This is a genomic window from Neoroseomonas eburnea, assembly GCF_018129005.1.
Classification (GTDB): Bacteria; Pseudomonadota; Alphaproteobacteria; order Acetobacterales; family Acetobacteraceae; genus Neoroseomonas; species Neoroseomonas eburnea.
In genome coordinates, this window is record NZ_JAAEDL010000011.1 from 1 (window position 1) to 15,637 (window position 15,637).

The 15,637-nt window shown below is 69.2% G+C and carries 10 protein-coding genes and 2 pseudogenes; 10 read left to right on the forward strand and 2 right to left on the reverse strand.

All coding sequences use genetic code 11. The features are described 5' to 3' along the window. Positions 1–205: 205 nt before the first annotated feature. From GXW74_RS12480 to GXW74_RS28765, 9 genes and pseudogenes are all read left to right on the forward strand, one after another. Positions 206–388 (forward strand): annotated as a pseudogene (locus GXW74_RS12480) (IS3 family transposase); the annotation flags it as partial. 401 nt (positions 389–789) lie between these two features. Further along, on the forward strand, positions 790–3,063 hold the full coding sequence (locus GXW74_RS12485; protein ID WP_211846842.1) for a glycosyltransferase family 4 protein: 2,274 nt from the start codon (positions 790–792) through the stop codon (positions 3,061–3,063). Further along, a complete protein-coding gene (locus GXW74_RS28635) occupies positions 3,060–4,121 on the forward strand; it encodes a glycosyltransferase (protein ID WP_211846843.1) in 1,062 nt (353 codons plus the stop codon). Before GXW74_RS12485 ends, GXW74_RS28635 begins: the two co-directional genes overlap by 4 nt. Next, positions 4,118–5,347 carry a glycosyltransferase gene (locus GXW74_RS12495; RefSeq protein WP_211846844.1) on the forward strand — a complete coding sequence of 410 codons (1,230 nt, stop codon included), beginning with the start codon at positions 4,118–4,120 and terminating at the stop codon, positions 5,345–5,347. The genes GXW74_RS28635 and GXW74_RS12495 overlap by 4 nt, the downstream gene beginning before the upstream one ends. Before the next feature lie 11 nt (positions 5,348–5,358). Beyond that, positions 5,359–7,227 carry a glycosyltransferase gene (locus GXW74_RS12500; RefSeq protein WP_211846845.1) on the forward strand — a complete coding sequence of 623 codons (1,869 nt, stop codon included), beginning with the start codon at positions 5,359–5,361 and terminating at the stop codon, positions 7,225–7,227. A gap of 237 nt (positions 7,228–7,464) precedes the next feature. After that, positions 7,465–8,388 (forward strand): FkbM family methyltransferase, encoded by a 924-nt coding sequence (locus tag GXW74_RS12505; protein WP_211846846.1) that lies wholly within the window; start codon positions 7,465–7,467, stop codon positions 8,386–8,388. Positions 8,389–8,606: 218 nt separating this feature from the next. Continuing rightward, positions 8,607–9,959 (forward strand): hypothetical protein, encoded by a 1,353-nt coding sequence (locus tag GXW74_RS12510; protein ID WP_211846847.1) that lies wholly within the window; start codon positions 8,607–8,609, stop codon positions 9,957–9,959. Between the two features lie 90 nt (positions 9,960–10,049). Continuing rightward, positions 10,050–10,679, forward strand: coding sequence for an O-methyltransferase (locus GXW74_RS12515; protein ID WP_211846848.1), 630 nt, complete (start codon positions 10,050–10,052; stop codon positions 10,677–10,679). Between the two features lie 103 nt (positions 10,680–10,782). Beyond that, positions 10,783–11,064, forward strand: a pseudogene (locus tag GXW74_RS28765) (integrase core domain-containing protein); the annotation flags it as partial. A 542-nt stretch (positions 11,065–11,606) separates the two neighbouring features. Here GXW74_RS28765 and GXW74_RS12525 read toward each other — a convergent pair. Continuing rightward, a complete protein-coding gene (locus tag GXW74_RS12525; RefSeq protein ID WP_211846850.1) occupies positions 11,607–12,863 on the reverse strand; it encodes an aminopeptidase in 1,257 nt (418 codons plus the stop codon). A gap of 33 nt (positions 12,864–12,896) precedes the next feature. Continuing rightward, positions 12,897–14,516, reverse strand: a complete 1,620-nt coding sequence (locus tag GXW74_RS12530; RefSeq protein ID WP_211846851.1) for a flavin-containing monooxygenase — start codon at positions 14,514–14,516, stop codon at positions 12,897–12,899. Between the two features lie 255 nt (positions 14,517–14,771). On the opposite strand from GXW74_RS12530, the gene GXW74_RS12535 reads away from it, so the two are divergent. Then, on the forward strand, positions 14,772–15,614 hold the full coding sequence (locus GXW74_RS12535) for an amidohydrolase family protein (protein WP_211846852.1): 843 nt from the start codon (positions 14,772–14,774) through the stop codon (positions 15,612–15,614). Positions 15,615–15,637 lie beyond the last annotated feature (23 nt).

Consider the following 15,637-nt stretch of genomic DNA (forward strand, 5'->3'; position numbering starts at 1 on the left):
TCGCTGACCCATCGATGCCTCGCCTCAGCCTTCACGAGGCTCAGCGAATCACCCCATCATCCACTCACCAAGGCGTTTCGCAGAGGTCTCCGAGGTGGTGGCCAGCCTCCGCACGCGCTGGTTCCGGGACCCGAGCACCCCATTGAGGCAGGCCTTCGTGCCATCCCAGACGCCAGGGCCGGCCTTGCATCGTACGTCCCACACAAGGGCCGAGATCATCCACCGGCACGGCCCCTGGCGGTCGCTCGAGGCCGTGGAATTCGCCACCCGCGAATGGGTGACCTGGTTCAACCATCGGCGGCTGCTTGAGCCGATCGGCAACATCCCGCCCGCCGAGGCCGAAGCACTCGACTGCGCCGCCCAGGAGAACCTTCTCCCGGCAGTTTGACTCGAACCAATCAGCCTCCGGCAGACCCGGGGCGGTTCAGACCACCCATCCTGGCTCTGAGAAGCCGCTTGGAAACGCGCCTCGCGGCGCCTTTCCACCTCCGGTACCGGACGTTCCAAGCGCGCTCTGAAAGGAAAGTTTTGATATTATCAACGGTTTGGCAAGATGCCAAGGATTATGCTAACATTAGAAAACGATTGATCATAATACTGAAATGATCCAGATCCACTCAGCCTTCGAGCATCCGTAGCGCACGCAAATGACACCCGGCATAACTTCCGTCCGATTCGATTCCCGGAATGCGACTGCGCAGCATGTCTGAAACATCTACTGCCGCAGGCGATGGTCTTGACGGTGCGTCATCACAGGATCTGCTGCCCCTTACCGCAGATCCCGAGCGTTTGAGGGAGGATGGGGACCGGCATCGCGACGCCAAGCGATGGGAGGCCGCCGCCTCCAGCTATCGCGCCTACCTTGCCGTCATGCCGACCGATTGGCCGATCATCGTCCAGCTTGGCCATTGCGTGAAGGAAGCGGGCGGCCAGGAGGAAGCATTGCGGCTCTATCGGCGGGCCGAAATCCTTGCTCCGGACAATCCGGATCTGAAGGTTCAGATCGGACACGCGCTGAAATTGCTCGGCCGCTCCGCCGAGGCGGTTGCCAGCTACAATGCCGCACTGCGCATCGACCCCGAATACGAAGATGCTGAACGTGAACTCCTGGCCGTCTGGGCGTCAATCCCGCTCGCGGACGCGGAGCATCCGGCCCATGACGCAGACGCCACCATTCCCAATCCACGGCCGCAGGACATCGCCATCGAAGCGGAGGGGGTGGCCGAGGCGGGGCCGCCGCCGGCCGTTCTGTTGCCGGACTGGGACGGCCCGGTGCCGGAACTCGCGCCGCCAGACCCCTTGTTGCCCGATCTGCTGCTCGACATCAGCGACCTCGTGGCGCATCTCACGGAAGCCCGGCGCCCGACAGGCCTGCAACGCGTGCAGATCGAGGTGGTGCGCGCCGCCTTGTCGGCTCCCGACCCCCGCGTCGTCGCCGTGCTGGCCTTCCGGCCGGAAAGTGGCGCCTGGCACTGGCTGGCCACCGATCTCTTCGAAGCGCTCGTCCGCCACTTCGAGGCGCCGGAGACAAGCGACGCGCCCATGGGCGGACAAGGGCTTCTCGATGCGATCCGCGCTGCGCCCATGGCGACCCTGCGGCCCGGCCAAGTTCTGGTGATGCTCGGCGCCTGCTGGGCGCTTCCGGGACACGCCCTCGCCGTGGCCCGCGCGCGCCAGGCGGGGCTTCGCTACATCCCCTTCGTGCATGACTGCATTCCCCTGCTGTACCCCGAGCTGTGCAACCCAGGAACGGTGCGCGACTTCGCCGGATGGTTCTCGACGCTCGGGGCAGGCGCTGACGGTTTCCTCGTGAATTCGCGCGCGACCGCCGCGGATCTCCGCCGCTTTCAGGCACGGTTGTTCGGCGCCCTGCCGCAACCCGTCGAGATCGTGCATCTCGATGCCGCGCGGCGCCGTTCAGGAAGCACAGGCAATTCGCCGATCGTGGTCGGCCAGCGCGAAATCGGGCGCCCCTTCGTGCTGGCGGTCGGCACCTTCGAGCCGCGCAAGGATCACGCGACGCTGCTCGATGCCTGGCGCGACATCGCCACCACGGCGAGCGGGCCGATACCGCTACTGGTGTGCGTCGGCCGGCGCGGCTGGGGCGATTTCGCGGCCATCGAGGCGCAGATCGCCGACCCCGCGCTGGCGCCCCATGTCGTCCTGCTGCACGATGTGAGTGAGGCAGAGCTCGACGCCTTGTATGACGGCTGCCTGTTCACGGTGTGCACGAGCCGCCATGAGGGTTGGGGCCTGCCGGTGACCGAGAGCATCGCGCATGGCCGGGTGCCCGTGGTGCCGGCGCATTCGGGGCTTCTCGAAGCCGGCGCCGGATGCGCCGCCTTCTATGAACCCGGCGACTTCGGCAGGCTGCGCGACGTGCTGGCGCGCCTGTGCTTCGACACGGCACATCGCGGGGCGCTGGAACTGACGCTGCTGCGCAACCGCCGCCTGCGCTCCTGGCATGAGGTCGCGCAGCAGATCCTCGCGGCGGCGGCACGCGTATCGATGGAACCGCCGCGGCCGCCCATCCCGATGCTGCGGACGGGCCACTTCGCGGCGCTCAACGGCATCGATCGGCAAGTGCCGTCGCTGGCCGCAGCCCTGCCGGCGCTTGCTTGCGCGACGGCGGGCTGGGGCCTGCCCTGCGAGCATGGCGTGCCATTCACGCGACCGGGCGCAGTGCTGCACCTGACGATCGCCGTCGACGAAATGGAGGCGGACAGCCCCTGCCGGTTGCACATCGGCCTGCGCGGCGGCCTCGCCGCCCAGGCCGTGACTGCGACGCTGACGACCGAGGCGATGGCGTCCTCTCCCTTGAGCATCCCGGTGCGGTTCCACCCGGGCTCGCTCTCCAGCGCCTGCTTCGAACGGAGCTGGTCGGCCGGCACGCACCGCGTTGCGATCAGCCTGGCGGTCGATACGCTCGAATCCGGCGGCGACGGCAGCCCCGCGGGCTGGTTCGTCGGGGTTGCCTTCTCAGGCGGCGGCAGGTTGCTCACTTCGCGCAGCTTCCGCGATCGCCTCGCGCTGGCCGGAACCCACCCTGCGGAGGCGGTGTGAACCCCGCGGCGCGGACGGTCGCTCATCCGACCTGCGACATCGGTCTCGTGCTGGCCGAAGCGGCGGGCACCGATTGCGGCGGCCCGACTGTGCGGGTGCCGCGCACCGTGGCAGCCCTGCGCGCGCTTGGGCTCGATGCGGCGCTGGTGCACGACGACGTACCGCAGCGGCTCGCCCATATCGTGAACATCTGGCCCTTCGCCGACGCCTATGCCGCGCTGCGCCGCATGAAGCGCCGCGGGCTGCCGGTCGTCTTCTCGCCCGTGCTGCTGCTGCCGGGCAGTGGCGTGCGGGAGGCGGTGGAAGGCGCAGCGATACCCGGCATTCCCGACTACGAAACGGTGCTCGTGCGGCGACTGCTCGGCCTTGCCGACCTCGTGATTGCGCTCAGCACGGCCGAAGCGGCATGCTGCGAGCATCTGGCGGGCCGGCCGCTGCCGCTCGCCCTCGTGCCGAACCCGGTCGAAGCCCCCGTTTTCGCCTCGGCCGACCCGGCGCCTTTCTTGCGTTACGCTGCCGCGCGCTGGAGCATGGATCTCGGCCGCGGCTTCGTCCTCGCCGTCGGCCGGATCGAGCCGCGCAAGAACCAGTTGCGCCTGATCTCGGCGCTCGCCGGCGGGCTGCCGCTGGTGCTGCTCGGTCATGAAGCGGATGCCGACTACGCCGCTGCCTGCCGCGCCACCGCCGGGGCGGAAGTCATCTTTGCCGGGCGCCTGCCGCCCGGATCGGCGTTGCTCGCCTCCGCCTATGCCGCCTGCCGGATCTTCGCCCATGTCGCCACGGCCGAGGGCGCGCCGCTCGTCGCCCTCGAGGCCGGCGCCGCCGGGGCGCCGCTGATGCTCTCCGACCATCCGGCTCATCGCGAGTTCCTCGGCCCCTTCGCGCGGCTGGTGCCGGCACTCGACGTCGGCGCCATGCGCGCCACGCTGCATGACCTGTGGGACCACCCGCCGCCCGCAGGCCAGCGCCGCCTGCAGGCGATCCATGTCGCGACCGCGCATGGCTATCTCGAACATGCCGCGACGCTGGCGCGTCTCTATTCGACGGTGATGCGATGATCGCTGTCCAGGCCGCAGCAACGCAGGCGCCCCTGCCCTTCGCGCTGTCGGCGGGCCGCTATGTCGTGACGGCGCGGGCGGGAGACCGGATCCTGCAGCCGGCGCGGGCCCGGCTGATCTGGGCCGCGAACACCGCCTCCGCCACAGCGGCGCTTGGCATCCCGACGCTGCTGGTCGGCGGCCCGTCGGCCTTCCCGTATGGGGTGGAGAATCCGGCCGGCAAGGCCGCGGCACGGCGCGAACTGGAACGGCTCTATGGCGTCGAGGGCGGCTTCGACATCGCCCTGCTGCAGGACCCGAAGGCCCCGCGCGGCCAGGACTGGATCGCGGGGGGGCAGTTCATCCGCCAGGTGCTGCCCGAAGCCGGGCTGGTGCATACGCGCGACCCCGCGATCGCGCTGGAATGCGCGAGGCGCAAGATCGACTGGATCTATGAGGAACACGACGAGGACTACCAGGTGGGCTTCGCATCCCAGGTCGGCCCCTTCCTCCAGCAGCCGAGCTGCCGCGCGATCGTCGCAATCACCGAGCCCGTGGCGCGGCGGCTGCGTGCCGAAGGGGTGCCGGCGAACCGCCTTCTGATCCTCGACAGCGGCGTCTCGCGCGCGGCGCTGCATCGGCGCGAGGAAGCGGCCGAGCGCTGGCGCGCCGCATTCCTGCGTCCGTGCTACCGCCACCTCGCGGCCTATGCCGGCGGCCTTCACGATGAACGCGGCATCGAGCACATCCTGCGCGCAGCGGCGCTGCTGCCGCATGTCATGTTCGTCCTGGCCGGCGGCTCCATCACGGATCAGGCCCGCTGGAGCCACGCGATCGAGGAACGCGGCATCGGCAACCTCAAGCTGATCGGGTACCAGGACCATGATGCGGCCTGCACGCTGCAGCAGGCCGCCGACGTCGTCCTGGCGACGCGCGCGCCGGGGCCGCGGGCGGCGATCACCTCGCCGCTCAAGCTCTATGAATACCTGCTGTCCGGGACGCCCTTCGTCACCGCCGAGATCAGCGCGACCGCGCATGTGCGCAGCGCAGGCCTCGCCGGCCTCGCTTACGATCCCGCGGCGCCGGATGCGCTTGCCGCGGCGATCGCCACGGCCTTCGGGCGGTTCCCCCGCCGGCCCGGTGGCTATGCGCAGAACATCGAGGCTGGCCTCGCCTTCACCTGGGAGGAACGGCAACGGCGCCTGCTGTCCTTTGTCGGGCCGGTCCTGGTGCGAGAGACCTTCTGAGCATGGCCGCGATGTCCCTCCTGCAACGCATCGTGGCCTGCAAGGCCCAGGCCTCCGCGCTGGCCGACCACCAGGTCGCCTTCGACGTGGTCTTCGTGATGCATGTCAGCTCGCGCGGCTGGATCCTCGAGAAGATCTGCCGCGCCATCGCCATGGCCAGCGGCTGGAGCTACCGCTTCGTCGATTCCGAGCGCAATGAGGTGATCACCACGCGGCTGCCGCGCGCGCGCTGCTATTTCTTCGCCCACTACGGGATCTTCACGCAGGCGCTGGCGCGGCACCCCGAACTGCACGCGGCGCGGCTTTTCGTCTGGTTCACCCATCCGGATTTCAGCCGTGGCATCAGCGCCGAGGAAGCTGTCTTCGCGCTGCGCCACGCCGAACGCATCTTCACCGCCAATGCCGCCCATGCGCGGCTGCTCGGTGCGCTCGGCGTCGACCGCGCACGGGTCGAGACGGTGTATGGCGGCGCCGACCCCGCGCTGTTCCGTCCGAAGCGGCGCGGCGCGGGGAAGGTCGGCTTCGTCGGCGCGTATTACGCGCGCAAGGCGCCGGACACGATCCTCGGCATCGTCCGCGCGATGCCCGACGTGCCCTTCCTGCTCCTCGGGCCCGATGCAGCCTCGGTCGAGAACAAGGGCCTGTTGTGGTCGAACTACCCACGCATGCCGGAACTGCGCGCGCTGCCGAACATCGAGATCGTCGAGACAGGCTACGACCACTACCCGGAGCATTTCGCCCGTATCGACGTCTATGTCTCGGTTGCCCTCCTCGAAGGCGGGCCCATCCCGCTCGTGGAGGCGCTGATGTCGAATGCCCTGCCGGTCGTCACCCGGACGGGCTTCGCCGAGGAATTGGTGCATGACGGCGTCAACGGTGCGCTGCTGCCGGTCGGCACTTCGGTCGAGGAGGCCGCGGCAGCGATCCGGCGCGCCCGGGCCGATGTCGAGACCGATGTGGCGAGCGCGGCGGCAGGCCTGTCCTGGCAGGCCTTCGGCCTGCGCATCGCCGAGGCCATGCGCGGCGCGCTCCCGCCGCAATTCGCGCTCACCGATCGGCCCGATGGCGGGCTAAGGTCCTTGCTGCGCCAGGGCTGGCGCGCACCCTCGGCCGGTCGCATCGACGCCTTCGCCCCGCGCGCCATGCTGGCTGTGCCGCTGGCAGCCGGCGCGCAGCTAACGTCAGTTGCGGTGACACTCGAGGTCGCGCCGGAGCCGGGCGAGAGAATTGCCGTCGGGCTGCTCTGGAACGGTACCTCCCTCGCCGCCGGACAACGCTTCGGGCCTGGTCGGTTGCGGTTGCACGCCGGCGATATCCCAGCGGCGCTCAGCCGGGCCGACGGCGAGAACATCCTGGAACTGCGCCTGCTCGACCCGGCAGGCGGCATGCCCGGTGCGCCGCCGTGCCGTTTCCGGCTGCTGCACCTGGCCGGAGAGGCGAGCACGGCCATCCCCAGATCAACGCCCGTGGTCCCGGCCCCGGCGACGCCTGCCCAGGCGATGGATCCTCCCGCGACGCCTGCGGCAGCCTTGCGCGGACCGGGGTGGATCGAGGAAGCCTGCGGCGGCCTCCGGCTCGAAGGTGCGTGCGGCTACCTCATCCTGCCGCTCGACGCAGCAGAGGCGGTGCAGGTGAGGGTCGAACTCGATCCCGCCGGCGCGTCCGCCCCATGCCACCTGTATCTCACGGACGGGGAAACCGAGACCGCGAGCGGACCGGTCTCGGGCAAGACTGTCGAACTCGGCATCGCACCCGCGCCGGGGACCCGCGCGCTCCGCCTGGAGCTCGATGGCGCGGGCTGGGCATTGCGGCACGTCGCGTTGCAGCGGCACGTGGCCACCGGAAGCACCGCGGCAGCGCTTCAGGGCGGTGTTCCATGATGCCCGCCCGGCATCCTCCGTCCGGCCGCTGCACGCGGCGCCGCTTCGCTTCTCCGGCGGACAAGCGGCGCACCCGCCGTTCCGATGGCGACGCACATGTCCACCGGGGAGCGACGATTGGGACTGCGTTTCCGTGACATCGGCGCGCCGGACGACCCTGCCTTGCCGTCTGACATGCGCCGATCGGGCGCCCATCGCGAGACGCATCGCCCGGAACCCTTGTAAGGATGGCTGCACATGACCGCTTCTGCAGACGGGGCCGAGGACAAGATGAGCGGCGCGATCGCGCGGATCGAGAAGGGCATGGCCAGCATCGAGAAGCGGCTGGACGGGCTCCAGCGAGAGATCGCAAGGCTGCAGAAGCTGGTCGGGCCCTTCGGCGTCTACATGGGCGACGATGTCGTGCTGACGCAGATGCTGACCGGTCTGCGGTTCCTCGTGCCCGCATCAGACACCGTCATGGCGCCGAAGATGATCGGCAACCGGGTCTGGGAGCCAAGCCTGTCGGCCGTCATGCCGCGATTGCTGCGAGCCGGCCGCGACGTCGTCGATGTTGGAGCGAACATCGGCTACTTCGCGGTGAACGCAGCGATGCTTCTCGGGCGCGGCGGCGGTGCGGTGGTACACGCGATCGAGCCGAATCCCCGCATTCACGCCCTGCTGCTGAAGAACATCAGCATCAACTGGTCGCTCGCCCGGATCATCCCGCACCAGTTCGCGCTGGGGGAGACCGAGGGTGAAATGCTGCTGCATGTCGCCGGCAAGCTCGCCTCGAACGGATCCCTGCTCGGCCCGGGCGCGGGCGTCGCGGGGACCGAGACCTTCCCGGTCGCCGTGAAACCGTTGGCGCAGGTGATTCGCGACCCCGGACGCATCGGACTGCTGAAGATCGACGTCGAGGGCGCAGAGGCGATGGTGATGCGCGGCGCGGCCGAAGTATTGCGCGCCGTGCCGGATATCGAGATCATCATGGAATGGGATACCGAGGCTCAGCGCGACGATCCCGGCGCGACGGCGTTCCTCGCGCAGTTCTTCGCCGAGATGGGGTTCTCCGCCTTCGTCGTCGAGAACGGCCTTGCGCCGACGCCTGTCGTGGACCTCCCGCGACTTGGCTATTGCAACCTGTTCCTGACGCGCCTGCCCGGGCGGCCGCCGAGCTAGATCAGATCCCGATCGGGTGGAATCACCCGATCGGGTAAAGATGCTCGCGAAAGCAAGAGGCCGGAGCGGTTGCCGTGAGCCAAGGCGAACGGAAACCGCTCTAGCGCCGCCGCCGGAGGCCATCGGATCGCGCCCGATGCGCCCTTCCCCAAATCCCATCCCTGGCATTGCCGACCTGATGCCCCCATACGTCGCGGCGGTGCGGCGGAGGAGAACGCATGAGCGCCGAGACCGAGTTCAGGCCGAATTTCCGGAGTGAGTTCCTGTCCCTGATCCGGCAAGATGGAGGCCCGCTTGATCTTGAGCGTCCGGATGCCGCTGAGGGCCTGGCGCGGCTGCGCGACTGCGGCACCCTGGCCGCCAGGCATCAGCTGGTCCCTGCCGGACAGGAATACATTCTCGGCAAATTCAAGGCAGACCTCCGCGCCCTGCTGGTGGCGCCGCAGGCCACCGCGGAACGCGTCGCGTCGCGGATCGATGAACGGTTGTCGGCCTACCGGTACCGCCCGTCGGCCTTGACCTTCGCCAATTCGCTGCCGCTGCTGGCCTCGGTCTATGCGTCTCTCGCCCCCGCCGCGAACTGGCGGGTGTTCCCCTCGATCATCAGGCCGGAGATCCTCGACTCGGCCTGGGCATCGGTCGCGGCCTACGAGGCTGCGGGATGTGCCGAGGATCTGTATTCCCAGATGGCGCGCGCGGTGCTGCACGCCTCGGCGGGCGACATGGGTGCGATGATCGCCCGATGCCGGTGCGGCGCCAGCCTGTTCAACCAGGATCCGCTTCTGGCGCCAAAGCCCCATCTGCATTCCGACCTGCGCGGCGCCTTCACCGTCATGACACCGCGGGAGGTTGTGGCGGCGCTGTCGCGGAAGGCAGTACCGCCGCAGATCCAGCTGGCGGCGGTGGCGAGCACGCAATGCCGCTACATCGTCTTCAGCTGTGCCGACATCCGCTACTTTGACCGGTTCCATGAGCGCGCGATCCAGAGCTTCCTGCACAACACGCAGGAGGCGGGCTACCATCTGCACCTGCTGAGTCCCTCGGCGGAGGCGGCCGAAATCGCACGCTCCCGGCTGGAGCGCTACACAGCGGGCGGCCGGGTCGGCTTCAGCCACAGCCCCGACGAGAATCCTGGCGACGTCGCCTACTACACGCTCGGCCGTTACTTCGTCGTAAGCCAGATACAGTCTCTCTATGAGAGGCCGATCTTCGTGTCCGATATCGACCAGACAACCCGATCCGACTGCATGGGCCTCGTCTCGAAGCTGCAGGGGCGCGACCTGACCCTGGCCCTGTACATCAAGAAGCGGCCGCTGGTGGCCGCCATCCCCTGGTTCCTGTTCGGAGCCGGGCTGCTGCTGATCAACAACAACCCGCATGGCCGTCTCTACGGCGAGGTGCTGAACCAGGCGGCGCTCGATGCCTTTGTCCGCGCGGGCGCCGTCAGGTACAATATTGATCAGAATATCATCTGGTCCACGGTCGACTACATGCGGCAAAGGATCAGCAGCTTCACCCTGAGCGACTTGGCCGAACTCGGCCCCTATCCGATGGTGACGATCACCAGGTAGGCTGCATGGCTTCCCGCCGTTCGGCCGGCGCTGGGCTGAGGCGCAATCATCGTTCACGCGGACACACCTCAAACCGTCATTGGGAATGTCGTGAATAAGCTGGGCTATCGGGCGCTGCCTTTCGCTCTTGCGGACCTGCCTGAGGGCTGGTTCTCCGCCAACCAGGTCAACCTGCTTTACCAATTGGCGCTGGCCACGCCCGGCCCGATCCTGGAGATCGGCCCCTGGGTGGGGCGCTCCACCTCGGTGATCGCCCGCGCCTTGCGCGAGCGCGGCGAGCGCATCCCATTCCACACCGTCGACTACGGCATCGCCTCGGAGGCGGAGTGGAAGGCGCTGTTCGGATCCAGCGTGCACACCAAGAAGGATCCGGACCGCTATCTCCGCCACATCAATCAGCCGGGCGGGACCATCGCCTCGCTGGAGCGCAACCTCGCCGCGCAGGGCCTGCGCGACCTTGTCGAGATCCATCGCGGCGACTTCCACGCGGTGGCGCCGGAGGGCCCCTTTGCGCTGATCTTCTGCGATGCGACGCACAACCGGCGGGAAATCGACCGCAACATCCCTGCGCTGCTGCACCGCCTCGGCCCGGGCGGCGTGCTGGCCTGCGATGACATCACGGCAGACCTCGAGGCGCACCTGCTGACGCGCTTCGCCTTCCGTTGGCACCACCTTGATTCGCTGCTGTTCTACGCGGGGGTCGGCGACCTCGCCGCCTGACCCGGCGCCGGCGCGACCTTGAGGCGCACCGCCCGGTCCCGAACCATCCGCAAGGTGACGGCGCTGATCCGCCCCGCTTTCGAGCGCGCGCCGCCGTCCGGCGATCACTGTCAGCGACAACGGTACCGGCTTCACCGCGCACGCGATGCTGCGCTGGCGGCAGGAGTGTGATGTCGGCTGGCCCCACATCGCGCCGGGAACGCCGCAGCAGAACAGGTCCGTCGGGACCTTCAACGGCCGGCTCCGCGACGAATGCCTCAACGAGCACCTGCTCGGCCGCCTGCCCGCGGCACGCCGGATCATCGAAGCATCGAGGACCGACCACAACACGACCTGCCAGCACACGAGCCTGAACAGGCTCACCCCAGCAGCCCTTGCGACCCGCCCCGTATCGGGGCGAATGGAGCACAGAACCTGCTCATGGATGAGGGCTTTCAGGGGGCAGGGTCAGGCTGCATCCAATGCCGAGATGCGATCTGCACCGTCGCTGCTTCGAGCCGGCAGTGCGGCCCCCGCGCTGGCAGCAGATGGTAGGCACGACAGCCGTGAGGCTGCTTCAGCATGCAAGCATTGCGGCTGTCTGCGCAATGGAGGGCGGTCCATCGCAAGGAGCGGCCCGGCTCGTTGACAATTCCACCGTCCGCGCCATCGCTTCGCCAAAGGCCATTGACCATGGCTCCAGGGGAGGCACTGCAGGTGCGAACCCAGGTCCTCCAGCCAACTCATCCCAACACCTTGAGTTCGCAGGGCATTTCGCCCGCAGCCTGCGGGATGTGGTCGCGCCGTGCCGCAACGGTCCCGCAAGGCTCCCACAGCATCACGCCGCAGCGCCGAACCGTGCGCGGCGCTGCGCGCAGGGTGAACGCGCAGGAAGGGCACGCCGGCGCGCGGCACGCCCGCCCCGAAGAGATGGGGCCGGCGAGCCCCCTACCCCACCCACTCCCCGCCGCGCATCAGCGGCTCCGCCCTGCCCTCCGCGTCCAGCCCGTCCACCTCCGTCTCCGCCGAGCCGATCATCCAGTCGACATGGATCAGGCTGCGGTTGGCCCCGCGCGCGGCGAGGTCCGGTTCCGACAGGTCCTGGTCCACGAAGCACTTGGAATAGGCCTGGCCGAGCGCGATGTGGCTCGCCGCGTTCTCGTCGAACAGCGTGTTGAGGAACAGCAGCCCGCTGCGCGAGATCGGGTTGGAATTCGGCACCAGCGCCACCTCGCCGAGCCGCCGCGCACCCTCATCCGTGCCGATCATGCGTTCCAGCACCGCGGCCCCGCTGCTGGCATTGGCCTCGACGATGCGGCCGGCTTCGAAGCGCACGCGGATGTCGCGGATCAGCGTGCCCTGGTAGGATAGCGGCTTGGTCGCCGTGACGACGCCCTCGGTCCGCGCCGCGTGCGGCGTGGTGAAGACCTCCTCGGTCGGGATGTTCGGATTGCCGGTGATGCCGTTCTTCGCCGTGCTGGCGCCGCCCATCCAGGCATGGCCGTCGGCCAGCCCCACCAGCAGGTCGGTGCCCGGCCCGCGGAACCGCAACGCGGCGTAGCGACGCTCGTTCAGCATCTTCCGGCGCGTCATCAGTGCGGCATTGTGCCCGGCCCAGGCGGCGATCGGGTCCGGCGTGTCAATGCGCGACGCGGCGAAGATCGCATCCCACAGCTTCGCCAGCGCGACCGCCGGTTCCTCCTTCGGAAACACCGCGGCGGCCCAGGCCGGCGTCGCCGCGGCGACGAGCGTCCAGTTGATGACAGTGGCGGAGATCAGCTCGAGCGCCGGCCGATACGCCGCCGACCTGGCCCGGTTGGCGCGCGCGACCTTGTCGGGGTCCTCGGCCGCGAGCAGCGACGGATCGTCGCCGACGATCGCCAGCCGCGCCGCGCCGTTGCGGAAGGCCGTGGCCATGCCGTCGAACAGCCAGGCGGGCGCCACGTCGAAGCTCTCGTCCCGCGCCAGGCGGTAGCGCGCCAGCGTGGCCCGGTCGTCGGAAAACAGCGTCGTCACCTGCGACGCGCCCGCCTTGTAGGCCTGTTCCGTGATGCGGCGCGCGAGGTCGATCGCCTCGACCGACGCCGTCATCACCAGCTCCTGCCCCGGCGCGAGGTTGAGGCCGACGCGCACCGCGAGCTCGGCCAGGCGATCGAGCCGCGCCTCGAAGGTCAGTGCCCCGTCGGTCGGGCCGTGGTCGTTCATGCTGTGCTGCCTCGTCTCTGCAATCCCGCGCCGTCAGGCGCTCAGGGCGAAGCCTTCATAGCCCCGCGCGGCGACCTCGTCACAGATCGCCCGGTAGCGCGCCATGCCGCCGGCATAGGGCATGAACACCCGCGGCTTCCCCGGCACGTTGGCACCGAGGTACCAGGAATGCCCCGCCTGCGGCAGCAGCGTCGCATCGGCGGCCTCGTTGACATGCGCGACCCAGCGATCCACGGCGTCCGGTGCCGGCTCGATGCGCGCGAGGCCGCTCGCGCGCAGATGCGCGATGCAGGCGGTGATCCATTCGACATGCTGCTCGATGGCGACCGGCATGTTGGTCAGCACCGAGGGGCTGCCCGGCCCGGTGATGGTGAAGAGGTTCGGGAACCCCGCCACCTGCAGCCCGAGATAGGTGAGCGGCCCGGCCCTCCAGGCCTCGTGCAGCGCCAGACCGTCGCGGCCACGGATATCCATGCGCAGCAGCGGGCCGGTCATGGCGTCGAAGCCGGTGGCGAAGACGATGATGTCGAGTGGATGCTCCGTGCCGTCGCGCGTCACGATGCCGGCGGGCGTGACGCGCTCGATCGGCGTCGCGCGGAGGTCCACCAGCGAGACGTTCTCGCGATTGAAGGTCTCGAAGTAGCCGGTGTCGATCGGCGGGCGCTTGGTGGCGAAGGGATGGTCGATATCGGACAGGATCGCCGCCATGCCCGGATCCTTCACCACTTCCCGGATGCGGTCGCGCAGGAAGTCCGCGGCGGTATCGTTCGCCGCCTTGTCGGTCAGGATGTCGCGGAAGGTCGCGCGGAACCGCAGCCCGCCATGGTCCCAGGCGGCGCGGTAGATCGCTTCCCGTTCCTCCGGCGAGACGTCGTGGACGGATCGGTCGGCGACAAGGAAGGGATGGCCGTTGGTCGAACTGTGCATCAGCCGCCGCAGCTCGGCCGTGTTCGCCTTGGCCCAGTGCTTGAACTCCTCGGTGAGCGGGGCGTTGCGGGCCGGGATGCTGTAGTTCGCCGTGCGCTGGAAGACGGTGAGGTGCGCAGCCGTCTCGGCGATCGCCGGCGCGGCCTGGATGCCGGTGGAACCCGTGCCGATCATGCCGACGCGCCTGCCGGTGAAGTCCACGCCCTCCTGCGGCCATTGGCCGGTGTGGACCCAGCGCCCGGCGAAACCGTCGAGGCCCGGAATGGAGGGCACGTTGGCGGCAGACAGGCAGCCGACGGCGGTGACGAGATAGGTCGCGGCATAGCGTGCGCCGGTATCCGTGCGCACATGCCAGCGGTTCGCGGCGGCGTCGTAATCCGCGCCCGTCACGCGCGTGCCGCAGCGGATGTCGCGCCGCAGGTCGAAGCGGTCGGCGACGTGGTTCAGGTAGCGCAGGATCTCGGCCTGGGCGGGGTAGCGCTCCGACCAGTTCCACTCCTGCAGCAGATCGTCCGAGAAGTAGAAGGCGTAGGAATGGCTCTCGGAATCGCAGCGGGCGCCGGGGTAGCGGTTCCAGTACCAGGTGCCGCCGACGCCATCCCCCGCCTCCAGCACCTGGACGGAGAGGCCCAGCCGGTCGCGCAGGCAGAGCAATTGGTAGAGACCCGCGAAGCCCGCGCCGACAATCAGCGCATCCACCACGATCTCCTCGGCGGCATCGGACATGATCGGATCCATCCTCCCTGGAAGCGCCGGTCCCGCCGCCTCAGGGGCGGCCGGATCGCGGCGCGGCGGCTGCCTTGCGCAGCCTGGCGGAAGTCTCCCGTGACCGGCGATGCGCCGCAAGCCGGCGTCGGATCGCGTAACGGTGGTGGCGGCCTTGATGGTCCGCGCGCCCCTGCGTAGCGTTCGGGCCGGATGCCAGCTCGGCCCGATCCGGTCCGCCGCGATCATGCACGCGCTGCCGCGGGGGAGAACGCCATGCCGATCATCGACGCCCAGGTGCACGCCTATGAGCGTGACCATCCCGGGCGCCCCTGGGCCGGCGTGCTGCACGGGCCGCCCGAGGTCACCGGTGACGAGATGGTGAAGGCCATGGATGCCGTCGGCGTCGACGGGGCGATCCTGGTCTCCGCCTTCACCATGTACCGCTTCGACGCCAGCTATGCGGTCGGCGTGCGGCGCGCCCATCCGGGCCGCTTCGCGCTGGTGAAGCCGGTGGACACCACCGATCCCGCGGTCGAGGAGGTGATCGCCGATTGGGCGGCGACCGAGGGTGCGGTCGCGGCGCGCATCATGTTGAACAGGGATCTGCCGGAAGACCCCGCCGATCCCGGCATCGCCCGCGTGCTCGCCGCGGCGGGGCGGCACGGGTTGCCGGTCAATCTCCTGTGTTGGGGCCGACTCGACCAGGTGGCGGCGCTGGCCGCGCGCCACCCCGGAACGCGGCTGGTGATCGACCATCTCGGCCTGCAGCAGCCTTTCGAGCCGCCGGTGCCGCCGCAGCCCTTCGCCGAGTTGCCGAAGCTGCTCAAGCTCGCCGCGCACGACAATGTGGTGGTGAAGATCACCGGCGCCTGCACGCTGTCGCACCAGGCCTTCCCCTATGCGGATATCTGGGACCCGCTGGCGCGCATCTTCGACGCCTTCGGCCTCGATCGCTGCATGTGGGGCACGGACTGGACGCGCGCGGTCGCCTTGCTGACCTATGCTCAGGGCGTCGAGGCCTTCCGTGTGACCGATCGTCTGACGGACAGCGACCGCGCCGTGCTGATGGGCGGCACGTTGCAGAAGGTCTATCGCTGGGGGCCGGCGAAGAGCTGAGAACAACGACGCGGAACGGAGGA